Origin of the sequence: Vibrio mexicanus (assembly GCF_001012815.1) — a bacterium.
GTDB lineage: Bacteria > Pseudomonadota > Gammaproteobacteria > Enterobacterales > Vibrionaceae > Vibrio > Vibrio mexicanus.
In genome coordinates, this window is sequence record NZ_JYJP01000001.1 from 82,170 (window position 1) to 105,554 (window position 23,385).

Genomic DNA, 23,385 nt, shown 5'->3' on the forward strand with positions numbered 1-23,385 from the left:
GCAAGCTATTGCTGGCGTGTCCAAATGCTTGCTAGACGGTGTTTTGCACAAGCATTGCAGCTTAGAAGTTCCCCTTCCCCATGAATAACCATGACAAGGTCTTCCCGCTTCTCCTTCGAACTATTTCGAAACTGTACGTAAAGGTATTTACCTTCCACACGAAATGGACGGCTAACCAAATTTCCGTTGTTCATTTGGTGTGTCATCACACCGTTTTTAAAACTCAAAATCTGATCATTGTAGTTGTTGTCATAAGTTCCGATCATTGCGTAGGTCTCGCGATTTACGTACTTATCTATTTCCTCTTCTAAACAACCACTCACTAGCAGTACCACGAGCACGCCGATCATTACTTTAAAACTAAACACTGCGCTCATACTACATCTCCTTCATGTCATGAAAACACATTGACATTCAATGACACTGCTTCACTCCCCTTCAGCTCCATTTGAATCGTTCACTGTTAATTCTAGTTGAAAAATCCATGTCACATAAAAGTTTCATACTACTTATCAATGAGGGGCAGAACTCGGGGTAAGCGCCGAATCCTAAGAGTTACATTCACCAAGTCAATCAGTTATATTTGAGTTATTCGTTACTAAAATTTCAAATGAGGAAAAACCGAGAAACTCTAACTCACTCTTTAGTCGTAAAGACCCTGCTGATTGCTTGCACAATCTACACTTTATTAACTACATTTATATCTAAACAGTTACACCCAAAATTAAACCTATAACTAAACCTATTAACAAAAAATGGACGTTGGCTAATGGAACTACACGCTTGCAAGATTCGTCTTAACGACGATCAAATCCTTACCTGTCGCACAGTCGAACAGTCACTGACACTCATGGAAGAGATGAAAGAAGGGGCGATTTCTCACATAGAGATTGATGCCACTGACGGCCATCGAATTCATACCTACACTCTAATGGATTACGAAGAGTCCATCGAAAGTTTAATGAACTTGTAAACGGTCGCTTGCCGCCAAGCACGGTTATAAATTCAGCTTTGATCTACCAGACCAAATATAGAAAAAGAGGACACCTTGTATAAAGGCGTATCCTCTTTGTTTTGATTATGCGCGTTTAACGTTCAGAGATAAACGTCACGTGAGGCTCATCGGGTTTAGGCGGCTCAAACCAAGACCAAAAGAGTTCAAGCATTTCAGGTGTCATTTGATAGGCATCCCCATTAGTCTGCTCGTTTCTCGCTAATGCACGCTTCTTACACTCCTCGAAGTCAACGTCCAAATAAAGAATCGACAGTTCGAGCTGATTTTGCTCCGCCCAACGGGCTATAGCCATGCGATCCTCTTGCTTCCACAAGCCAAAATCAAGGATGACGGGAACATCTAGCTCTGCCAATTGCAACGCTGACTGCTTGAACAGGCCTTGTAACGTGTTTAAGCGCGCATCGAATACGTCTCGCTCCATATGCTCCCCATACAAAGGGATCATCCACTCATCCATCGAAAAGCGAAATGCCTTTTTCTGCTTTGCCAGTTCTTTCGCAAAAGTCGTTTTTCCCGACCCAATAAACCCGCAGGTGACGTATAGCTTAACCACGTAAGTCTTTTCCTTATTTAAAGCTACACAAAAGGCGCTTCAAACTTATGCTGCTTGTAGTAGTACTCTCGATCACGATCGCTGACTTCTCTTAGAACTCGGCAAGGATTCCCCACTGCCACTACATTTTCCGGAATATCTTTAGTCACCACACTGCCCGCTCCGATAACGGTATTCGCACCGATCGTCACTCCCGGCACCACCACGCTATTTGCGCCAATCCAGACGTTCTCACCGATAGTAATTGGGGCATTGAACTGAGTCACCTTGATACGCTGCTCAGGATCAACCGGATGCCCTGCCGTCGCTAGCGTGACATTCGGCCCGATCATTACATGGCTTCCGATGTAAATATGGGTGTCATCGACTAGTGTTAGGTTGAAGTTTGCATACACACAATCGCCAAGGTGTGTATGTCGGCCCCAGTTTGCACGCAATGGCGGTTCGATATAACAATCTTTACCCATTTCAGCAAAAATTTCCGAAAGCAGCTCTGTGCGTTTCGCACCTTCACTTGGACGTGTTTGGTTGTAGTCGTACAGTCTTTCCATACATTCAGCTTGCTCTTTAACCAGCTGAGCATCATCGCAAATGTAGAGCTCTTGGGTGTGGATTTTTTCTCTTGCTGACATGGTGGTTCCTATCCCTTAGATGAGTTGCGTATACTTCTTATACTAATTGAGATATCAAAAAACTAAGCCGATCAGGGCGACAGTTTTCGCTCATAGGTTCAATTAGTTAATACACACACAACGAAATAACCACTGAACAGCTGCGCGAACCAAACTTCTAATTGCAGACACATAAAAGCTTTCCTGACCCAACGGCAACGTAACTAGAGTCAGACACAAAGGCGACTACTCCAAACCGACCTCGACTCTTGATAAGTTTGATAATAATTTGAGTCAGATCTCATTTAGCCTATTAACCCTTAGATAAAAGCGGTTATTGTGCACCATAGATTGATCTAGATCATTTTTGAAACCAAAAAGAAACGATACGTTAACAAGACATTATCATAAAAAAGGAGCAGGACAGATGGAATTGAAACAAGACCCAAGATGCTACACAGACGTTTGTGTGAACGGGAAATGGTATCACCATGACCACTGTACAACGACTGCTTATATGTTGCGTGGAGGCTCATCAAGCCACGTCGAACTCGCTAAGATGCCATCAACTGAAAGTGAACTGATCGATTTGCTTACCAGTGCGGATAAATAAGCCTAATTACTCAATATCGACAAAATGCGCTGATAACAAACAACAAAGAGCCAGAAGTCTCAATGACACTTCTGGCTCTTCTATTAGGAAGGATTTCGTACGGCCAGTTACTCTGTAACGTCCGCTTCACCGGCTTGTTGAATCGAGTAAGCCGTAGACGGGTCAATCTGTTTGACTAACTCTTCTACCTGACTGATCGCATCAATCGACGAGCTGTTCTTTCTGTAACTCAGATAGATAGGCCTTTGCCACTCTTCACTTCCAGCGACTTTTTGCAACTGCCCTGTGTTGATAAACGGTTCAACCAACGAGCTCGGTAGATACGCACTGCCTCGTTTCTCTAGGATAAAGTCCAAAGCAATACGGGCGGTTGAAGTACGTAAATAGGGCGCAGGGATCTTTGGATGTCGTTCCGAGTGCTCCGAAGCGAAGCGTGTTCCCCAATCGACATAAACATATTTGTGCTCGAATACTTCATCGATGGTATCGGCATCCGTAGACACTAAAACTAACGTTAGATCCGCCACCTTTTTACAATGCAGCTCTTCTGCTTTGATTTGATCAAAGGCGAACGCCATATCAAGAGTTCGTTCTAGCAGGTTGCGATTAAGCTGTTCACGGCCCATGACTTCGGCCATAAAGCCGTAGCCACTAAAATCATCAGTGACGATACTTAAACAGTTTTGCAGGTACGCGTCCCAAATATTTGGTGTTCCACCCATCGTTAACTGCAAGGCTTTACCACTTTCTAAAGAGAGCTCCAGTTTCGCTTGTTGCAACGTGGAAACCATCACCTCAGCATAGCTAATCAAACGTTCACCAGAAGAAGTCAGCTTTATACTGTTGCGATCGCGGATAAACAGCTGAGTATCAAAATAACTTTCAAGCTGTTTAATGCGCGCACTGACCGCTGCTTGAGTAATATAAAGGTTCTCAGCTGCGCGGCCAAAATGCCGTGATTTCGCTACTTCTAAAAACGTTCGAAAAACTTTTACATCCATTTCTTAGTCCTGTCATTAAACTGAAAACTAAACAAGCAAAATTAGCCCTGACGACAAATATTATTCGTTATCAATTTGTGTCGTTTAGCAATACCTTCGCTAACAAATGAACCCACTACCTATAGCGTCATTGATTTGAGGTTAATATGTCTGAGACTGAATTTCGTCATGGAAAAAAACGTTTTTATGACAACACTAAGTTTCCACGCGGCTTTGCTAAGTCTGGTGATTTTACTCTTGCTGAAGAAGAAATCCTAACGATTTATGGTGACACAATGCTGGCTCTTGAAGCTGGTGATATTTCTCCAGAAAACGGGGAAGAAAAGCACTTTTTGAAAGTCTTAGCTCATCCTCATAAAGCGAAAACCAAGCTAGAACGAGTATGGCTTAAATACACTCAATTGGCTCGCGGACGCCGCCGTTTCCACACACTAAACGGTTGCAAACGTTCGTCGGTGTTTGAAATCGAAGAGTATGAGTCTGACTCTGAACCTGAGCTAGAAACCGCTTAATTAAACAGAATGAAGCCTGCCCCCAAGGCTTCATTCTTCTCTTTTTACCTTGGATAAATGTTTTAGCGCTAACAAAAAGCTGTCTCGGTGAATCTGAGAATCAAAATCAATGTGATAACTTTTTGGCGAGGTGACTTTCAGTGTTACTCCCTCTGCACACAAGCATATCTTGTCGTAGGCATCCGTTCTGACCGCTTCGATACTTTGATACATCATGCCATGCGGGCTTGGTGTCCCTCTACTCATTATCATGTCATAAGCATCTGTGATTTGTTGCGGCTTTAAGTTCACTTTCATCTAACCGTCCCTGCAAGCTTTCTCAATCTAGTATGGGTCAAGCCTTCATCAACTGCCAACAGTTTTCTGACTGCAGTTTAACGATTGCTTTGATTGGGTTTTGAGCGATCTGGCATATTCGTTGACAAAGAAAATCGTAAAAATTGACCTAAAACAATGGCAGATCGAAAAAACTTATTTTATAATGCGAATTAATGTTTCAGCACATCAGAATAATTCCAATTTTTAGGGGCAAAAAATGAGACTTATCCCGTTAAACAAAGCAGCACAAGTAGGTAAGTGGGCAGCAGCACATATCGTTAAACGCATCAACGATTTCAAACCAACTGCAGAGCGTCCTTTCGTTCTTGGTCTACCAACTGGTGGCACGCCACTGGCTACTTACAAAGCACTTATCGAATTGCACAAAGCTGGCGAAGTTAGCTTTAAGCACGTTGTTACTTTTAACATGGATGAGTACATCGGCATCCCAGCGGATCACCCTGAGTCATACCGCTCTTTCATGTACAACAACTTCTTCAACCACATCGATATCCAAGAAGAGAACATCAACCTTCTAGATGGTAACGCTGAAGATAACGAAGCGGAATGCCAACGCTACGAAGACAAAATTAAGTCTTACGGCAAAATCAACCTATTCATGGGCGGCGTAGGTAACGACGGCCACATCGCATTTAACGAACCTGCATCTTCTCTGTCTTCACGTACTCGTATCAAGACACTAACTGAAGATACTCGTATCGCGAACTCTCGCTTCTTTGACGGCGACATCAGTCAAGTACCTAAGTACGCATTGACTATCGGTGTAGGTACTCTGCTTGATTCTGAAGAGATCATGATCCTTGTAACTGGTCACAACAAAGCTCTTGCTCTAGAAGCAGCAGTTGAAGGTAGCGTAAACCACCTATGGACGGTTTCTGCTCTACAACTTCACCCTAAATCAGTGATTGTATGTGACGAGCCTTCTACTCAAGAACTTAAAGTGAAAACAGTTAAATACTTCTCTGAACTAGAAGCAGAAAACATCAAAGGCTTCTAAGTTTTATTGAGTAAGTATTAAAGTTTCAACGTTTCGCTAGCACGAACCGTTATGAGATGAAAAGCCACGCAATGCGTGGCTTTTTTCTTTTTGTGATTCAGCCGTGTACATGATTTAAATGTAATGATTATGCGAGCCCCTGTGACTCCCCAATGTAATTTACAAAAGAGACAATCTGGTTTGCTTTGAATTCCCTTCCCTTTCTCGCTTGCCATCGAGCTGCCACATTTCAATGCCTATGCATATAAACGACCATGTATAAACCACAATACAAGGAGTTAAATATGCAAGTAAGCACACCAATTGCTAAAACGGCGATCGCCACGGTCATCAGTACGACTCTTCTCAGCGGGTGTTATTGGGATGATCCGGAAAAAGCCGCGAAATATGTCAGTAACCACATCGTTCAAGAAGATGTTGTTGAACACCTTGTTAATCTAGAGGCTCGTTCCTCAAAAACTTCGGATGGCAGCTCGATTACTCGGGCTGCTGGCACTCAAGGGTATAAACTTTCACTGGATTACATCATCGATGTCATGACAGAAAGTGGTTATGACGTGGTTACCCAAGAATTCGATTTCCGAGCATGGGAAGAGTTAGCGGGCACGACGCTGTCTGTCGACAATCAAACGTTAACGAGCGTCAAAGATGCGAACCAAGGTGTTGAGGCAGATTTTGCCGTCATGTCTTATTCAGGCAACTCTAACGGCGCAATTGCAGGCGAACTGGCGTTCATCACACCCGATTTTCGTTTTGATGCGCCCGATTATGACAGCACAGACGGATGCGAGGCGAGCGATTTCACCGACCTTAACGTTACGAACAAAATAGCGGTGATTCAACGTGGCGGATGTACATTTAGTGCCAAAGTTGTCAACGCCCAACAGGCTGGGGCGTTAGCTGTCATTGTTTTCAACCAAGGTAATGCAGAGGGGAGAAAGGACGTCGTCAATGGTACCTTGGGTAGTGATAGTTCCGCGACCATACCCGCATTTGGTGCCACTTTTGATCTAGGAAAACAGTGGTATCAAGCCAGCCAAAATCGCCCTGTATCGTCAACGCTTTCAATTACGGTAAAAGACGAAATGGTACTTACCCAAAATGTCATCGCCGAAACCAAAGGGGGCGATGACAAACAAATTGTGATGCTCGGTGCCCACCTGGATTCAGTCCCAGGGGGTCCTGGTATTAATGACAATGGCTCAGGCACTGCGGGGCTATTGGAGTACGCTACAACCCTTTCAACACTAAAAGCTCCAGTAAAAAACAAGATTCGTTTCGCTTGGTGGGCTGTGGAAGAAGCGGGATTGGTGGGGTCGAACTATTACACCAACGACCTATTTGCGCCTATCTATGAGAACGCTAAAACCGAGATTATGACAGAGCTAGAAATTGGGTCGGAAGATCAGTTAACAGAAGCGCATTATGACCTAATCGAAGAGCGCTACACTGCATTAAACCCAGTTAAGCTCTATCTCAACTTCGACATGATTGGTTCTCCAAACTACATATTTGGCGTAATGGATGGCGACCTCTCAGACACCAAAGAGAGTCCGGACAACGCGTACACGGGCACTTTCGAACCACCATTTGGCACTTCTGATATTGAGTCTACTTTTATTCAGTTTTTCAACGACAGGCAGTTCACAACCATTCCACAAGCGCTCTCTAAACGTTCGGATTATGCTGGCTTTGCGGATTGGGGCGTAGCCTTTGGCGGCTTATTTACTGGTGCCGAAAAAGCGAAATCAGCACAAGAGGTCGAGCAGTATGGCGGCGAAATTGATGTCGCGTATGACGTTTGTTATCACAAACCTTGTGACGACCTAAACAACGTCAGCTACACCGCTTTGTACATCAATACACAAGCGCTTGCCTACGCGACAACGTACTACGCATTTAGTACGCCTATCTTCCCTGTAGAGCCTGAGCTACCAAATGCCTCAAAGCCTTTCTACATTGACGGAGGATCATTCGCATGACCATGGTCATGAACACTCCCATCGTATTGGTACGCCAATAAAAGCGGCCGACAGTGTGTCAGACCACGATCACTTCCACGGTGACTTCGACCAAGACCGACAATAGTCCCGTCTATGCCCTAACTTGATTCAGTTGGGGCATTTAAACACCTAGTCGTATTACTAACGCAAAGAAGAACACTAAATAGCCACTAAATATTAGCATCGCAGGAAGGTATCTTTTCACCGCCATTTACCCCTTATTGGTCTCGTTGGAGTAATTCTGCTTTTATTTTTCTACCCGCACTATGAATTAGACAAATTCACTTTTGTATATGGCTACTTGCCAAAAGTGAATTTCTCAAATTCATCGTTACACCCTTATACGTAGTAGATAATTGAAGAGATTGGCATGGAGCGCCCCCGTATACAACAAACAATAGAGGCCTGCCATGAAACAACTGATTGCTTGGTTTAAATCGATCGCGGTGTTCGCGCAAACCAACCCCACTCTAACCATGACTCACTGTTCGATCACATGCTGATTCAGCCCATCTACTTACCAAACAATACTCATACGGAAGAAGGTGCCGTTAAAAGCAACACCGGCATTACTCAAAACAATGAATGATAATAAACAGCGCCTACGCTGTGTTCGTAGCTTGTTCGGTAAAGACTATTCAATGAAAGTATTTAAGTACCTTTTCCCACTGCTGTTGCTTCTTTTCCATGTACCTAGTCTGGCCTCTTATGAGTTGGCGGATACCTCAAGCCCAAAGCACACTCTAAGCAGTTTTATGCACTCTTCAGAGCTGGTAATCAAATACTGGCAAAATGAGCAACTTGATGATCCACACGCTCAGCACGCATTAAGACAAACATTACGCACCATGGATTTGTCATTACTTCCAAACCGAAACCGTACGGTCGTGGTTATGGAGAGAGTCATTCAACTACGTGAAATACTCGACCGGCTCGAACCTTCCTCACTAGAACTAACTCTAGAATCTGACGAGCGTCCTATTGACCATCTAGAACAGTGGCGATTTGCCCATACCGACATCGTTATTAGTCGTCAGCTCGAAGGGGATAAATCGGGGCAGTATTTATTTTCAGCCTCATCAATACAGCAGCTCCCACGCTGGTATCAAACCATGGCGGTGTTCCCTTACGTTGAAGAAAATAGGGCAAATTATCACCATGAGTTTCTAATCAGTCCGGGGCCACTGTTTTCTAAAGCCTTTATACTGTCACTGCCCGACTCTTATCTGGATCTCTACGGCCCCTTCCCGCTTGGCAATGGGGAGCCTTAGCCATTGTTTTCATTCTATGTAAGATCATGATCGGGCTAAGTTTTTCTTTAGGAGACAAATGGAACCAAAAGTGGGAATCAAGAAGTATCAATTGGCATGCGGGTCGTCTTATCTCCTTAGTCAGTATTGTGATCATTCTACTGGTAACACGTAAGGTCATCGATGATGGTATTTGGATAACAGGCGGGGTTTATCAACTATTAGCGACGACTTTCCTAATCGCCCAGTTTTTCTTTTTGTCCTGGTTAATCATGGCAACCTTCAACTACTTCGCGAAAATCTATGCTTATAAAAAGCACAATGGAAAACACGTCGACTCCTCTTTAATTACAGTTTTGGCTCGAATATTCGGCGGCCTAACCATTGCCATATTAGGTATTTATGTAGTTGAGTATATGGGCTTTTCCATCTCCCCTATTCTTGCTGGTATTGGTGTGGGTGGTTTAGCGGTTGCACTTGCGATCCGCCCAGTGCTTGAACACGTTATCAATGGATTAACACTCTATGCTGATGGTGGTATTAAGATTGGCGAACTGTGTCGATATGGCGACAAACTAGGCACCATCGAAAGTATTGGCTTACGCTCAACCCGAATCCGAACACTCGAGCGTTCTCTCATCACTATCCCAAACTCAGAATTTGCCAACATGGAAATCGATAACCTAGAACGACGTGATAAACGCCGCATGGAGCATGTCCTACGAGTTCGGCCTGAAGCCACCCAAGACCAAATCAGGCTGCTTCTAGTTAACATTCGCCGGCTATTGCTCCAACACCCAAAGCTAGAAGAAGATCCAGTAAGGGTTCGTCTGCTTGGCGTTGGGGAGTACGCTATTCATATCGGAATGATGGTTTATATTCGCTGTCGAGATAATGAAGAGTTCTTGTCTATTCAAGAAGATGTTCTATTTCTTGTAATGCAGCAGATCAATACCGTCGGAACCCAATTCGCCTTTTCCAACCAGTATCAGTTTGCTGGGAAACTGGCAGCAATTGATGAGGAGACAAAATCACGCGCAGCAGAAACGGTAAAAGCTTGGCATGAAGCGAACAACTACCCATTCCCCGACTTTAGCTTTGAATATAAGTATGAGATCAAAGATACCATTCTTTATCCCGCGAAAACATCGGCCCAAAGGCTAGATGGGAAAGCATTACAACCATAAATGAATTCCTCTAATTCATCCCATAATAACGATATTTAGTGAATACTAGCCCCATTCAAGCACACACTACATGGACGTAGGTTGTACACATTACTACCAACCAAAGGTAACCTTCTATGTCCAACAATTTGATTGTTATTCCCGCAACGGCTTTGAGCGTTTTCTCACTCAACGCCATCGCGAATCAAGATATCCATACTGACAAACGTCATTTCGAACATCCTATCAACAGTGCTTTTGGCGAATGCCAAATTGAATCTATGCCACCATTAAAAGACGTTAAATACCTGACTGCGCAACGTGACGACACACACTGTATTGTTCACGGTGTTATTGAAGAAGAAATTAACTTTCAAGTCAGATTGCCACACGATTGGAACGGGATGTTTGCTCAAAGTGGCGGAGGCGGTTTTGCAGGTGTCATCGTCGACTACATTGATGCTGTCGCACTAGGCCCAGGGTATGCCACCGCGGGGACAGACACAGGACACCAGGCTCATCCTTTAGAATCTAATTGGGCAACTAACACCGACAAGCGTGATACTCGACTCGAGAACTTCGGCGGACGTGCCATACACTTAACCACCCAAACATCAAAAGCAATCATCGAATCCTACTATCAGCAGCAAAGCGAAAGAAACCTATTCTATGGCTGCTCAAGAGGGGGTGGTCAGGGTCTTTTTGCAGCTCAACGTTATCCTAGCGACTACGATGTTATCATTGCTGGTTCACCAGCCTACGACTGGACTCACCGCTTAGGTGGCCTCTTTTCAGCGATCGCAAACAAGATGTTCCCTGATCCAAACAACATTGATGAAGCGATACTGGGAACGGCAGAGATTGAGCTGATCAACCAAACGGCTACTGCGCAATGCAGCAACCAAGATGGCACAGACAACCGCGCTTTAAATGAACCTTGGAATTGTTCGATTGATTTCAAAGCGCTTCAATGCAGTGACGAGAACAACGAAAACTGTTTAACGGCCGCTCAAGTGGAAGTCTCTGAACTGATCTACCAAGGCCTATACGACAGCGAAGGAAATCAACTTGCTGAGGGTTACTATCTCGGAGCCAGCTAGATATGATACACAAGTGGGCGGCTGGGGGAACGAAAGTCAACGACATGGGGCCTTTTCAAGCTGGGTTGCGTGGCGCTGAAGACTTGGTTGCCCCTCACACACCAAACTTTGGTTATGCCTTTGGCAATGGGATCATGAAGAACTTCGTATTTGACGGCAGTTTCGATGGCACGAACTACAATTACGACAATCTAACAGAAGACAGCCAAGCGATCGCCACATTACTCAATGCCACAAACCCTGATCTTTCAGAGTTCAGAGAGCAAGGTGGCAAGCTTATTTTGTGGAATGGTATGCATGACATGGCGATCACACCCGCCAGCACCATTCAATATTACCAAGATGTTATTGCTCATGACGCAAGTGCCGCCAAGGATGTCGCCCTATTTATGCTACCGGGTGTGGATCACTGCAGTGGTGGAGTAGGACCTTGGTTGGTTGACTGGATGAGTGAAGGAAATCAATGGGCCGATTCAGGAGAAGCACCAAAAGAGATGACCGCACACTGGTTGATGAACAATTCAATCTGGATGGGAATCGTAAAATATGTGCATACCCAAAAGTGGCACATTGGGACGGTAAGGGTGACAAACGTAGCGCCGAGAGCTTTATGTGTAAATAGAACTTTATAAAGAACCCCCTCGCGCCTGAAATCATTCAATACGTTGTATGTTTCAGGCGCAACTTCATCCCTTAAATAAGCTGATTCTAGATGATGTTTTCATGGGCGCATAAAGTCTATATTCACAAAAAGGGCGTACACCTCAAAAACTCTGAGCCTAATAATCTATATCGTACATTTGCTCAGGTTGAACAAATTCATCAAAATAAGTTTGCATGGTTTGATGCAAAAGCTGATAAAGAGGAAACCCTCTTTTCGTTTGTAGATAGCCCCCTACAAAACCAATTGAACGCATGTATTCTGGCATTTTGGGAAGTGGGTACATACCCAAATTGGGTGCAAAGGATTTCATATAGTTGCTACCATACAAAATTGCATCGGAACTTTCCAGTTTACTGACTAAAACGCGTATGCTGTGGGTCAGCAGTGTAAAGTTCGCCTCGTACCCTTTAGATATATAAAACTCTTCCAATGGAACACGCTTATTATTTAGCCCATCGATAACAACTCGTGCTATCGGTAAATGATGGATATCTTCGAGCAAGCTCGTTTTGGTGAGTACCGGATGCCCCTTTCTCGCAACGACACACAGTTCAATATTTTGTAAGTGATGCTGATAGATTTCCTGTGGCATTGGAAAATGCTCAAACTGGATAAAATAATCCACTTCACCATTGAGTATCTCTTGAAGTGTATCTTGCTGCCAATAAACGAGTTTTAAATTCGCTTTAGGTAGGCCTCACGCAAAGCGTCAAATATGCCCGGACCATTGAGCTCTAGGAAAAAAATGTTCATTGCGATGGTGATCTCACCTTCAAAATTTTCCGGTTCAAAGCTGCGATAGGAGTCGACAACTTTTGCTAGTGGCAGCAGCATTTCACTGGATGCTTCCGCCAATTTTTCGGCCAATTCAGAAGGCTCTACTCCATGGGCCTTACGTATAAAGAGCTGATCACCAAACGTTTCTCTAAGTTTGGCCAAACCGCGACTAACACTGGTTTGTGAAACACCCAACTGCGCTGCTGCAGCATGGGTATTGCGTGTTTCAACCACCGCCTGCAACAATTTGAGAAGATTCAAATCTAAATCACGAAGTTCTTTCATATAAACCTTACTTTGTTCGCTCAGTGCTATTAACCAAGCATATTTGAAAAAGAATATTATTCAATCAGTTAATGTCTTTTGTGCCTATGAATACAAAAAAGCCTGCAAATGCAGGCTTTTCTTTATCAGTGAATAGAGCTCTCAAGCAACAGGCTAAGATCAATCACTATCTCTTCAATACCGACGGTAAAGAACTGTACGCCCATACAAATGAGTAGAAAGCCCATTATTCTGGTAAAGGCGTTAATGCCATTTTGTCCCAAAGCCTTAAGAATCGGGTAGGCCATACTCAGAATGAATCCAGCCGTCAGTGCTACCAATAAGAAACCAATAATCACTCCTGAATAGACACTAATCATGCTCTCATGGTTTTCATAGGTTGCAATTTCCGCCGCTAAACTAATGATCAAAGCCATCGTACCGGGGCCACAAAGTGAAGGAATAGTAAGTGGTACAAGTGCGATAGAATCTTGCCCTGGGCGAGCGTCAGCAATCTCGGGTTTTGGGAAGAGCATATTAAATCCAATTGCCAGTATCACGATACCACCACCCAAACGTAGGCTAGGAATTGAAATACTAAACAGCTCTAGTACCGAAGCTCCAATAAAAAAGGTCACACACAGAGCAATAAATAGATAAACACCGACGGTTTTCGCTTGTGTGACTATATAACTTTTGTCACGCCCTTTACTTAACCCTAGCAGTACAGTAGCTGCGGCTGGTGGGTTCATCATTGGGAGCAAGCCAATGACGGTCAATGTCATATAAGTGATAACAGTTTCTAAGTTCATGGATCAATTACCGTTGGTCGTTAAAGCAAAATCAGTTGTGCCAAATACAGCACGCTAAAAAAGGCGAATGCATCGGTCAGGGTTGTCAGAAGTGGACTCGACAACATGGCGGGATCTAAATCGCAATGTTTGAGTAGCAAAGGGAGTGTGCCTCCTATCAACACCGCCATTGTCGAGGAAATGGCATACGCTAAGCCGATCAGCATAGGCAATGCAACGTGCCCACTTGTCCCTAAAATCCAAGCAAGCCCTCCTAAAACCGTACCAATCGCTAGGCCATTCAAAGCACCAATAGGGACTTCTTTAAGCGCCACGTACAACAGATCTTTTGACGATATATCTCCTGTCGAAAGCTCTCTAATCGACACTGCAACAGCCTGATTCCCCGCCGCACCCGAGAGGTTTGCAACCAAAGGCAATAGCGCCGCCAATACGGCAATTTGTTCGATGAGTGGTTCATAGGCTGCGATAATAGAAACCGCTGCGTAACTAAGTACAACCGAAGGCAACAAAAATGCTAGCCGCCTAAGATTCCTCGTCACCCAAGGCATGGTTCGAGACTCATCGCCCCCAAACACACCAGACTGCTCCAAACGCTGTTGTTCAGATTGCAGATAAAGCGCCTCATTGAGATGTTTAAAACCAACAACACCAATTTGAAACCCATCACTATCAATAACGGGCACGACTGAATGTAGGGTCGCATCTAAAATAGCCTTTAGCTCCTGAAGCCCCAACTCAGGCGAACAAATAGGAATCGAGTCGTCGATGTGATATCGAAGCATTGCGCCAAATGGCAACATCATGACATCGCGTATTTTTAACGCACCCAGAAACTCACCGGACTCGCGAACGAGATACACATAACGCCACTCTAAGCGCTCCAAATACTTGTCTTCTTTACGCAGCAATTCCGCAAGATCCGCCACCACCGCATCGCTATGCAATTTAATCACTTCGCTCTTGCTAATTCCCCCTGCTGAGTATGTAGGGTACTGCAATGCGGCTCGCTCTTCTGTCTCAAAAGCGATGGGCAGCAATCGTTTTAACTCTATAGATTTGTCATGAGGAAGTTGCCCCAGAAGTAGGCGGCGGTCTGCCGAGCTCAAGCGCTCAAATAGAGGCACAATATCCTCTTGCGATAGCGCACTGACTAACGAAATCATGTCTGTATCAGAAAGGTGATCTAAAAGATTAGCGGCAAGAATAGGAGAATGATTAATCAATGCCGACCACAAGGCAATTTGCTTACCTTGTTCAAACCTTCGCAATATCGTGCGCAAATCAACAGGAGTAGCAGAATCAATTATGGTTACTAGTTCATAGGTATTCTTCTCATTCAGTGCAGACTCAATACTCTCAAGAAGACGATGAGCTGTTTCACTCGGTAAAATAGCCGACACCATTGTCATGACACTTCTCCATCTGGACTATTTTTTGAAGGCAGATTGGCTGGACTCTGGTTCTTTTTCCACAATCGTAAGAAAAGGGTGATGAATGCGCACACCATTAGGCCCAAACTTCCAATCAAGAACCATTTTGCAATTAACTCTTGATGATCGGTCAAAAGTGGATGCCTCATGACCCATTTGCCCGCTAATAGCAGACTGATTACCCAAATCAACGAGCTAGAGAAACTGATAGCAACGGTACGAACGACACTTAGCTTGGATAGCCCCATCAGCATTGGTGTAAGCACTCGAACAAACGGAATAAAGCGAGAAACAAACAGTGATAAGAAACCATATCGAGCCAACAAACTTCCCGCTCGATCGAGTACGCCATCGGGAAGTGCCTGCTCCGCCTTTATCATAAAACGTGCCCCCTGCAATAAGCGTCCTTGAACGTAGGCAACTAGGCTACCCAAACTTGCTGCAATGGATAAAGCCACCAACGCAGTAAAGAAAGGTATGACCCCTATCCCAACTAAACCACCGACAAACAAAACTAACCCATCTCCTGGCAATGGGAGAAAAACAAAGCTCGATTCAAACCACAACACTATCGTAAGTAGAAGTAACAGAAGGTGAAATGAATTGATTTCCAACAGTGCATCAAAGTCTTGCACCCAAATTGCGGCAATAATATCTTGCATAAACAACCCTCAGACTATTGAACCCGGCCAAGGCCGGGTTAAAATTATTTCGATTAATCAAACATTAAAATGATGTAAGCGAAGAAAAGGATTAGGTGGGTTGCACCATTGAGGGAGTTTGTTCGACCACTACTAAAGCTGACACTTGTCATTAATAGCGTTGCCGCCAATAAGATCATTTCTGCTGGCTCTAAACCTAAACGGATTGGCTCATCCATCACACCAGAAATCAACAATACGGCTGGAACCGTCAATGCAATTGTTGCAAGTACGGAGCCGAAAAACAGATTCATAGCACGTTGAAGCTGATTCGTTACCGCCGCTTTCACCGCGCCAACAGCTTCCGGAGCCAATATAATCAGTGCGACAACCAAACCACCTAGGCAGCTGGAGCGCCCATGACGGTGATTCCATCATTAATCGGAATAGCTAAGCTTTTCGCAAGCAAAATGACAACAACGAGGTAAGCCACTAGCATAACGGTGTGGAAAACATTACTTTGTAGCGGCCCATGGTGATGGTGTTCTTCTTTGTTGTCTGCATCAATAAAGAAATGTGTATGACTTCTTGTTTGAATAAACAGGAAGACAGCATAAAGGGCGATTGAGGCAAGAACTAAGGTCCAAGTCAGGCTTGTCGACATGCCACCAAACTCATTCATACTAGTAAAGTTAGGTAACACTAAGCACAACAATGCAAGAGGGATAATGGCTACTAAGTACGCTTTAATGCCATCTAGGTTATAGGTTTGGGTGTGGTATTTCATACCACCAATGAGCAAGGTAATACCAACAAACCCATTCAGAACGGCCATCACAACCGCAAACATTGTGTCTCTAGCCAGAACCGGATTCGAGTCTCCAGTCAGCATCACCGAAGAAACCATAATGACTTCCAAGGAGATAACAGAGATCGTCAAAATGAGCGTCCCATACGGGTCTCCGAGCTTAATTGCTAAAGCATCAGAATGGCGTACCACCGCAAAAATTGCAGTCATAACGACATAGAAGAGTACTGCTGAGGTAACAATATAAGAAACTGGGGACAACGCTCCTAAAAGCATGGTATCGCCAGTTGTTTTAAAGAAAATAATCGCGATCAAGCCAACGAGTAGGGTGTACTCCTGGCGCATGAGCTTTAACATGTTGAGCCCTTTGGTTTGATTCCAATCGCTCACTTCATCCTTTGAACTGAGGGAGTCTGGTACTTGAGAAATGGCTGCCGATCTTGCAACCAGTGAAGCCAATATTCTAAATACCGACAAACCCCAACACGATGGTTTTGTGAAATTCAAATCTGCTGCTTCTTTCGAATAAACAAGATTCAAAAATGAATTGCTCTAATTCCTGTCATTTTTATTCATAACAAAAATAATAGGCTCAACAACATTCACTAAGAGACAAACAATGGATCAAGATGTTTATTTAAATGATCGCCCCTACCGTATTTGTGATATCGGTGAGGGAGACTGTATGTTGGTGTTAACCAATGCAGAAGGAATTGAGTCCTTATACGAAACTTACAGTAACCGCTATTTGGAACTCGAAAGGATGATCGTTATAGATACTTCGTTAGCATGGCAAAAACCTCTACACGAACTGACGAAGAGAGAAAGCTACGGTTTAGCTTCAGATATACACCTGTTAGCCGACATCTACTGGCTTGATGAGATAAAGATCGAAGTTGAAAGCCTTGGTTCCTATCTAAACGAGATTCTAGAAAAGGAGTTCTCCCCTAGGGAAATTATCACCAATCTTCCTTAAATATTGCCCCAAAAGCCACGTATGTACGTGGCTTTTGGCTTAAACGTTATTCTACCCAATACTCTTGACCAATCATCTCGGTGTACCGTACCTCTTCCTCCGGGACTCCCTGACGCTCAGTCCATTCATAAAAGGCAAGTAAGCTGATTTGGTCGCCCTGTGTGGTCACCAAAGCAAAATGCTCAGTATCATCACCATTGACTATCGACAGTACCCCATCGTAATTTAACTGCCATTGAATAGGGGCATCAAAATCAGGTTCTTCTATTTCCCTTTCTTGATAAAGGCCACTACCGTCACTGTTTAAGATGTAACGATACAGGCCATCTGCGCCGTAGTTGACGATAGTTTGATTTTGCAACATATCCAGCGAAAAGGCTTGATAACTGCAACTTCGTGCGGCACGAACAAAATCAGCGTAAGTCACAACACTGGATTCTACTTCTCCACTATTTTGAGACTCACACAGCATATAGATGGGCATCGGTTGATTGACACCACTACGCAGCCAACTTTCAAACGTACCATCCTTCTTGGTCACCTCTCGTTGAACCAATCCCTTGGCATCAAACCAGTCATACTGCTGCTGGCGATCCGTTTCAAGCCAGCTTACATTTTCAAAAAGCTGTCCTTGACTACTTCTAAAGGAGTGGCAAACTTCTATCTGCTCAGTGGCGCCATTAACGGGTAGAGAAAGCACTTCTTTGCCTAGATAAACCTCACTGGATATGTATTCGGCATTATCCCAACTTCCGTACTGAGTATCGGGCGACACTGCTCTTGTATAGCGTGTATCCACCTCAGGTAAGCGATAACTACCTTCAAGCGTATCCATAAATCGTCGTTCAAGAACACTTCCCCACTTAACTTCACTGCTGCCACTTTCCCTCGCCTCCATGCCTTGGAAGATGTCTTGATCATCGGTGTAATACAGCTCTAAAAATTTAGCAATCGATGAACCATTTCTATACAGCTCACCGAATAAGCCACTTTCTACAAGTAACGATTTATCTTGCCATGAGACATCGGTATTCATTTCCAGATCCCAATAATAAATCCCAGTGATAAAATCACTGTCATTCACCCTTGTAATATCATACGTCAGCGTTTCAGCTGGCGTTTGGTCACTAAGTGAAGCAAGACACTGTTCCATCGTATTTGGTTGTTCATCAGGGACATGCCCGTATATTGGATCCAAGCCATAAAGGGTGTTATCCGAAACAAAGCCAGACAGCACCTTCACATAATCGGTGAAGCCTCCTGTTGGTGTCTGTTTTTGAGCGCTTGAGTATTCGAGATATTGCCGTTCGGAGCGATGGACTAACTTGTTGCTATCTACATAGTCGGTAAAGACTTCAGTAATGTAAACATCATCCAGATCTGGACTGGCAGCAGCTTTTTTCTCAAAGGCGAACTCGCCTGTGTATTGGGTAACGCATACCTCACGTTTGCCCCACAAAGTGTCGACAACGCTTTTTCCTTTGTATGTTACTTCAAAGGTATTGTTCGTTGGGTCGTCGATCGTTGGTGCCCATGGATTTACACGGTTTACTGCAAAGCTAAGCGGCGTATTAAGGGTGAGATCATTCCAAGTTTGATAGCTTGTATCAAATCCCCAATAACGATAATGGTGATCATTGAAACCGACAAACTGACCAGTTGCCGAATGTTCATACGCAAATTCAACGTTCGGGTTCCACTCGTCGGCACTGCCTCCCGTATCAGTGACAACCTGAGTCACCTCAAACATCTGATCAGGCATCACACCGTATGGGAGTCCTAATTGTTCGCGAACGAACAGCTCATGCTGACGATAGTTTAGTCGTTGCGACTGCCCTACATTGAGTTTTGAAACCTGATAGATCTTGCCATCGGTTCGCTGCATTAGGCCCTGTCCATCTGGCCAATCAGGCAAACTTGCCAAACATGCGTTGTAGCTAACGGGGACAATAAGCGCAACTAAACTGTCGTTATCCAACAGATCATCTACCCGTCATTGTCGTCATCAGAGTCAGCATTGTTACCAATACCATCAGAATCCGTGTCCAGCCACTCTGTTGGATCGGTAACAAACGCATCGTCGTCGTCAGGATAACTGTCATTGTCAAAATCATTTGGATAGCTATCTCCGTTATCGCCAATCCCATCACCGTCGGTATCTTCCCACTCCGTTGGGTCGTCATCGAAAACGTCGACATCATCGGGATAACTGTCGTTATCACGATCATAGGGTAGGGATCATCGATTGAGTCGATTCCATCTTGATCATGATCCCCTGCTCTACTGGCATCCGTTGGGTAGGTATCGTTGTCATCCGCGTAGCCATCATTATCGTCATCCAGATCGGCATTATTGCCAAGGTTGTCATCGTCCGTATTGATAAACTCATTCGGATCATCGGGGAATACATCCAATTCATCTGGCACACCATCGAGATCTCTATCTTGAGTAGGGCGCTCACCACTAACAGGTGGTGGTGTGGTTGCCAACTGATCTATAGGAGTATTTTTAATCGTTTCACGTATGACATTTGATATGACGGCAAGATTTTTCTCTAGGTCACTTTCGCCCTCTTGTGCCGCCTGCATTGACTGTTGAAGAGATTCAGGCGAATCAGGTAACACAGAAGACTCCACCACGCTTCGAGCAATAAAAGCCACTTCGACCAGATTGGTCGCAACAAAATCACCGAGCACTTGCTCAGGTTCTATGCCCAGTATTCCTGCTGCCTGGGTTACCGCTTCTAACTTGATTTGCACAAGCTGGTCTGGGTCACTGACACCTTGAGCATTTTCTTGGATGTAGAGTTGCACCATAGTGCTGAGCGGAGTGATTGCTTTCTCACCTGGAGGTGCTGTAAGCATCAAGTTTTTACTGATAGGTTGCTGTGGTGAATCTTCATCCACTGTTTGTCCCGCAATCGCTTCCACGACAATAGGGTATGACTCTGGCTCAACAATACCCGTGACATCGATAGTGGCAATACCGCCTTTGCCTGACATCACGAACGGCTCTAGCTGCTCATCGTGTAAGCAATCCTCGTTGATGTCTAACCAAACTTTTGCGTTGCGAAGATAGCCGTCTATGGCTCTGACTTCGTAGGTTTCAATCGTTGGCGTTGCCGCAGGACTCGAAGATCCGCTGCCGCTTGACGATGAATCATCACTGCCACATCCTGCTGATGCGATGACACCGCATAACGCCATTGCAAGAGTTATCCGATTAATATCCATGCTCTACCCCTATCCTTATTGGTTTTAATTACCAGAAGAATAAGAACAGACCAGCAGCCCATCATCACCCATATGGGGGAAAGAAAAACGTAAACAGACGCGCTATTGATGTAAGTCAATTTAACCAGGTAGAGGAAAGCGATGAGAATAATAGCGGGCTATAAGTTCATTTTGATGCTTACAGCCAGTCTTGTGCAAAACTTGCTTAACCTGACTGCGCACCGTTTCTTTAGACACTCCCCGAGAGGACGCAATTTGGCTACCGTCCAAGCCGCTGGTGAGCAGATCCAGTACAGCACACTCTGAGGGTGTGAGTAAATTCAATGATTGCTCCCAAGCCAATCCTTCTAATGACAACTTCTTCCATTGCTCAGCGACTTCTCGATTAGAAACCCAAGCATTCCCCCAGCTCACAAGAAACAACCAAAGCTGAACCAATTTCTCATGTTGTTTGGACGACAGCTTTCGGTAACTGTGCGTACTAAGCATTACGTGGTAACGGGACAAGAGTGGATGTAAGCCACTGTATGAATGATAAAGTTGCATGGTAGGTACCAAAACATCTAAAAAGATCTCATCACGAATTTGTTTGACCGGCAGCATATCTTGCATATAGACAAATTGTCCGATCATATGGTTCTGAAGGTAATGGTTAAGGAACACATCATGAGGTTGGTTGTGTGCGTATACACTTAGTTGATGCGCTGTAAATCCAATGGAAAAGTTCACCAGTGGCTGCTGACAAGGGTCGAGGATCATGACCACTGCGTGCTCCATACCTAAGGTACAAAGCTCGCGCTCCAAAAACTGCTGCACATCTAATGGAGAATGGTAACTGGGTATCGGTAAAAAGCCTGTTTTCGACCTCTTACTCAAGGCTTTCATAACGCCTCCTTTCGTTCTCTAACGAGTATAATTCACCGACTTCATCCGCATTAGTGCTTTGCTCAAAGTTCGTTCAACAATGAGTGATATTAAACTTATTACCATTGAATACTCGACCTAACTCACATTCAGCACTTAAATTAAAAGCCAGCAAACGTTGCTCGCTGGCTTGAGAGTAAAATTAAACTAGGCCGTTTCTAAGCGAGCTTCATTGGCTGCCTTTGCTCGGCTAATGTACGACTTCATCAGCATAGAAGTAATCAACGCCACTACGAATGCTCCGGCAAAGATGTAGAGCGTCATTTCATAACTGCCTGTCGTTGTGTGAACGTAAGCGGCAATTTGAGGGCCGACTAGTCCAGCAGCCGCCCACGCAGTCAGCACGTAACCGTGAATCGCTCCCAACTGTTTAGTGCCAAATAGATCGCCGATAAAGGCAGGCAATGTTGCGAAACCACCGCCATAGCACGTCAAAATGACATACAAAACCACTTGGAACATGATGACGCTGGTGAGATTTGGCAATACAAAGAAAGCCACAATCTGGATTACGAAGAACGCCATGTAAGTACTGCCTCGACCAATCACATCAGAAAATGAAGCCCAGGCGATGCGTCCAAGCCCATTAAATAGCGACATCAAACCCACTACCGCAGCAGCTTGGGTGGCAGAAAGGCCAATGCTCTCTTGCGCCAGCGGAGAAGCTGAGTAAATCACGGCAATCCCACATGAGATATTAATGAACATCATTACCCACAACCCCCAAAACGGCGCTGTTTTTACCGCTTCGTTTGCTGTCTGCTGAGTTAAATCCGCCACCACTTTTTTCTCACCTGCCTCGACGGCTGCCTTCATTGATTCAGGCATCCAACCTTCTGGCGGGCGCTCCAAATACGATGCCGACGCAAGCATGATCACAAGGTAGATCACCCCCATAATGAACCAGGTATACGCAATCCCATTACCGGCGACCGTAAAGGTTTCAATGATGAAATTGAATACAGGACCACCTATCATGCACCAAAGCCAAAGCCCATAATAGCAAGGCCTGTCGCAAGGCCGCGACGATCGGGAAACCACTTCACCAATGTCGAGACGGGTGTGATGTAACCAATACCAAGGCCGATACCACCGAGTACACCGTAGCCAAGCCAGATCACATATAAGTTCTGAATTAACGCTCCAAAGCCTGCAATAAGCAGCCCGCCACCAAAAAACAGTGCAGCCAGTGTTCCTGCGCGGCGCGGACCACGACTTTCCACAAAGTGCCCCATAATGGCAGCTGAAAGGCCTAGGAAAAAGATAGCAAAACTGAACGTCCAGGCGATTTCATTGTTACTTGCGGAAGTGATGAGCTCTCCCAATGGTTTTTTAAACACACTAAATGCGTACACCGATCCTATCGATGCATGCACCCCTACTGCTGAGGCTGCGATCAGCCATCTGTTTTTCATAAGTTGTCCTCCTTGAACATTAAAAAAATCCGTGTAATCAATCATGTAAAAGCAAAAGCTCACATCTCATATAACTAGCGTTTGAGCGACTGTGAACTCATAACAATTTGTTACATAAAGTGTTACATCGATGTAAATGGTCAAGATTGATACAAATCAACAGGGGGCAAAAAGAAGTGCAAATGGACGATTTATTTGTCAATAAAGGGGAGTGGTTCGCAAATCTAAATGGAAAGCTTAATTTGAGGAAATGAACAGCGATTACTATGTTAAATGTC

Annotated in this window: 24 protein-coding genes and 2 pseudogenes; 10 read left to right on the forward strand and 16 right to left on the reverse strand. The window is 44.5% G+C overall.

What is annotated here, in order from left to right; genetic code table 11:
- Positions 1-5: 5 nt before the first annotated feature.
- On the reverse strand, positions 6-377 hold the full coding sequence (locus UA76_RS00395) for a hypothetical protein (protein ID WP_047042060.1): 372 nt from the start codon (positions 375-377) through the stop codon (positions 6-8).
- Between the two features lie 392 nt (positions 378-769).
- Here UA76_RS00395 and UA76_RS00400 point away from each other — a divergent pair, with 392 nt between their 5' ends.
- Entirely contained in the window at positions 770-973 is a 204-nt protein-coding gene (locus tag UA76_RS00400) for a hypothetical protein (protein ID WP_047042062.1), read from the forward strand.
- Positions 974-1,088: 115 nt separating this feature from the next.
- Here UA76_RS00400 and UA76_RS00405 read toward each other — a convergent pair whose 3' ends face one another.
- Entirely contained in the window at positions 1,089-1,568 is a 480-nt protein-coding gene (locus UA76_RS00405; protein ID WP_047042064.1) for a P-loop nucleotide/nucleoside kinase family protein, read from the reverse strand.
- A 23-nt stretch (positions 1,569-1,591) separates the two neighbouring features.
- Entirely contained in the window at positions 1,592-2,200 is a 609-nt protein-coding gene (locus UA76_RS00410; protein ID WP_047042066.1) for a sugar O-acetyltransferase, read from the reverse strand.
- A 406-nt stretch (positions 2,201-2,606) separates the two neighbouring features.
- Here UA76_RS00410 and UA76_RS00415 point away from each other — a divergent pair, with 406 nt between their 5' ends.
- Positions 2,607-2,792: a hypothetical protein gene (locus UA76_RS00415; protein WP_047042068.1), complete on the forward strand. Its 186-nt coding sequence runs from the start codon at positions 2,607-2,609 to the stop codon at positions 2,790-2,792.
- Between the two features lie 107 nt (positions 2,793-2,899).
- On the opposite strand, the gene UA76_RS00420 is transcribed toward UA76_RS00415, so the two are convergent.
- Positions 2,900-3,793, reverse strand: a complete 894-nt coding sequence (locus tag UA76_RS00420) for a LysR family transcriptional regulator (RefSeq protein ID WP_047042069.1) — start codon at positions 3,791-3,793, stop codon at positions 2,900-2,902.
- A 146-nt stretch (positions 3,794-3,939) separates the two neighbouring features.
- Between UA76_RS00420 and UA76_RS00425 the strand changes: the two genes are divergently transcribed.
- On the forward strand, positions 3,940-4,305 hold the full coding sequence (locus tag UA76_RS00425) for a MaoP family protein (protein WP_047042071.1): 366 nt from the start codon (positions 3,940-3,942) through the stop codon (positions 4,303-4,305).
- 30 nt (positions 4,306-4,335) lie between these two features.
- Here the strand turns inward: UA76_RS00425 and UA76_RS00430 are convergent, their stop codons facing one another.
- Positions 4,336-4,602 (reverse strand): DUF3081 family protein, encoded by a 267-nt coding sequence (locus tag UA76_RS00430; protein WP_047042073.1) that lies wholly within the window; start codon positions 4,600-4,602, stop codon positions 4,336-4,338.
- Between the two features lie 238 nt (positions 4,603-4,840).
- Here UA76_RS00430 and nagB point away from each other — a divergent pair, with 238 nt between their 5' ends.
- The 6 genes and pseudogenes from nagB to UA76_RS25070 all read left to right on the forward strand — a co-directional run bounded on the left by nagB (position 4,841) and on the right by UA76_RS25070 (position 11,792).
- Positions 4,841-5,641, forward strand: a complete 801-nt coding sequence (nagB, locus tag UA76_RS00435) for a glucosamine-6-phosphate deaminase (protein ID WP_047042075.1) — start codon at positions 4,841-4,843, stop codon at positions 5,639-5,641.
- 284 nt (positions 5,642-5,925) lie between these two features.
- Positions 5,926-7,729 (forward strand): annotated as a pseudogene (locus tag UA76_RS00440) (M28 family metallopeptidase).
- Positions 7,730-8,189: 460 nt separating this feature from the next.
- On the forward strand, positions 8,190-8,915 hold the full coding sequence (locus UA76_RS24165; protein ID WP_238322104.1) for a hypothetical protein: 726 nt from the start codon (positions 8,190-8,192) through the stop codon (positions 8,913-8,915).
- A 26-nt stretch (positions 8,916-8,941) separates the two neighbouring features.
- Positions 8,942-10,081: a mechanosensitive ion channel family protein gene (locus tag UA76_RS24170; protein ID WP_238322105.1), complete on the forward strand. Its 1,140-nt coding sequence runs from the start codon at positions 8,942-8,944 to the stop codon at positions 10,079-10,081.
- Between the two features lie 116 nt (positions 10,082-10,197).
- The gene (locus tag UA76_RS25065) at positions 10,198-11,160 is read left to right on the forward strand and encodes a tannase/feruloyl esterase family alpha/beta hydrolase (protein WP_047042077.1); all 963 of its coding nucleotides are present in this window, start codon (positions 10,198-10,200) and stop codon (positions 11,158-11,160) included.
- 2 nt (positions 11,161-11,162) lie between these two features.
- Positions 11,163-11,792 (forward strand): tannase/feruloyl esterase family alpha/beta hydrolase, encoded by a 630-nt coding sequence (locus UA76_RS25070; protein ID WP_047042078.1) that lies wholly within the window; start codon positions 11,163-11,165, stop codon positions 11,790-11,792.
- A gap of 147 nt (positions 11,793-11,939) precedes the next feature.
- Here UA76_RS25070 and UA76_RS24180 read toward each other — a convergent pair whose 3' ends face one another.
- The 6 genes and pseudogenes from UA76_RS24180 to UA76_RS00480 form a co-directional block, all read right to left on the reverse strand.
- On the reverse strand, positions 11,940-12,449 hold the full coding sequence (locus tag UA76_RS24180; protein ID WP_238322106.1) for a type 2 periplasmic-binding domain-containing protein: 510 nt from the start codon (positions 12,447-12,449) through the stop codon (positions 11,940-11,942).
- A gap of 50 nt (positions 12,450-12,499) precedes the next feature.
- Entirely contained in the window at positions 12,500-12,886 is a 387-nt protein-coding gene (locus UA76_RS24185) for a LysR family transcriptional regulator (RefSeq protein WP_238322107.1), read from the reverse strand.
- A 125-nt stretch (positions 12,887-13,011) separates the two neighbouring features.
- On the reverse strand, positions 13,012-13,677 hold the full coding sequence (locus tag UA76_RS00465; protein WP_047042080.1) for a MarC family NAAT transporter: 666 nt from the start codon (positions 13,675-13,677) through the stop codon (positions 13,012-13,014).
- 20 nt (positions 13,678-13,697) lie between these two features.
- Entirely contained in the window at positions 13,698-15,089 is a 1,392-nt protein-coding gene (locus tag UA76_RS00470) for a magnesium transporter (RefSeq protein ID WP_047042081.1), read from the reverse strand.
- Positions 15,086-15,772, reverse strand: coding sequence for a DedA family protein (locus tag UA76_RS00475; protein WP_047042083.1), 687 nt, complete (start codon positions 15,770-15,772; stop codon positions 15,086-15,088). Before UA76_RS00475 ends, UA76_RS00470 begins: the two co-directional genes overlap by 4 nt.
- 53 nt (positions 15,773-15,825) lie before the next feature.
- Positions 15,826-16,916 (reverse strand): annotated as a pseudogene (locus UA76_RS00480) (calcium:cation antiporter).
- 262 nt (positions 16,917-17,178) lie between these two features.
- Here UA76_RS00480 and UA76_RS00485 point away from each other — a divergent pair.
- The gene (locus UA76_RS00485) at positions 17,179-17,535 is read left to right on the forward strand and encodes a hypothetical protein (RefSeq protein ID WP_075202509.1); all 357 of its coding nucleotides are present in this window, start codon (positions 17,179-17,181) and stop codon (positions 17,533-17,535) included.
- Between the two features lie 46 nt (positions 17,536-17,581).
- On the opposite strand, the gene UA76_RS00490 is transcribed toward UA76_RS00485, so the two are convergent.
- From UA76_RS00490 to UA76_RS24190, 5 genes are all read right to left on the reverse strand, one after another.
- Complete coding sequence (locus tag UA76_RS00490) at positions 17,582-19,513, reverse strand: hypothetical protein (RefSeq protein WP_157617526.1); 1,932 nt, start codon at positions 19,511-19,513, stop codon at positions 17,582-17,584.
- Between the two features lie 4 nt (positions 19,514-19,517).
- The gene (locus UA76_RS00495) at positions 19,518-20,768 is read right to left on the reverse strand and encodes a hypothetical protein (protein ID WP_052771886.1); all 1,251 of its coding nucleotides are present in this window, start codon (positions 20,766-20,768) and stop codon (positions 19,518-19,520) included.
- A gap of 120 nt (positions 20,769-20,888) precedes the next feature.
- Entirely contained in the window at positions 20,889-21,653 is a 765-nt protein-coding gene (locus UA76_RS00500; RefSeq protein ID WP_047042088.1) for a helix-turn-helix transcriptional regulator, read from the reverse strand.
- A 186-nt stretch (positions 21,654-21,839) separates the two neighbouring features.
- On the reverse strand, positions 21,840-22,670 hold the full coding sequence (locus tag UA76_RS00505; protein ID WP_238322108.1) for an MFS transporter: 831 nt from the start codon (positions 22,668-22,670) through the stop codon (positions 21,840-21,842).
- Positions 22,667-23,107, reverse strand: a complete 441-nt coding sequence (locus UA76_RS24190) for an MFS transporter (RefSeq protein WP_238322109.1) — start codon at positions 23,105-23,107, stop codon at positions 22,667-22,669. Before UA76_RS24190 ends, UA76_RS00505 begins: the two co-directional genes overlap by 4 nt.
- Positions 23,108-23,385: the final 278 nt, after the last annotated feature.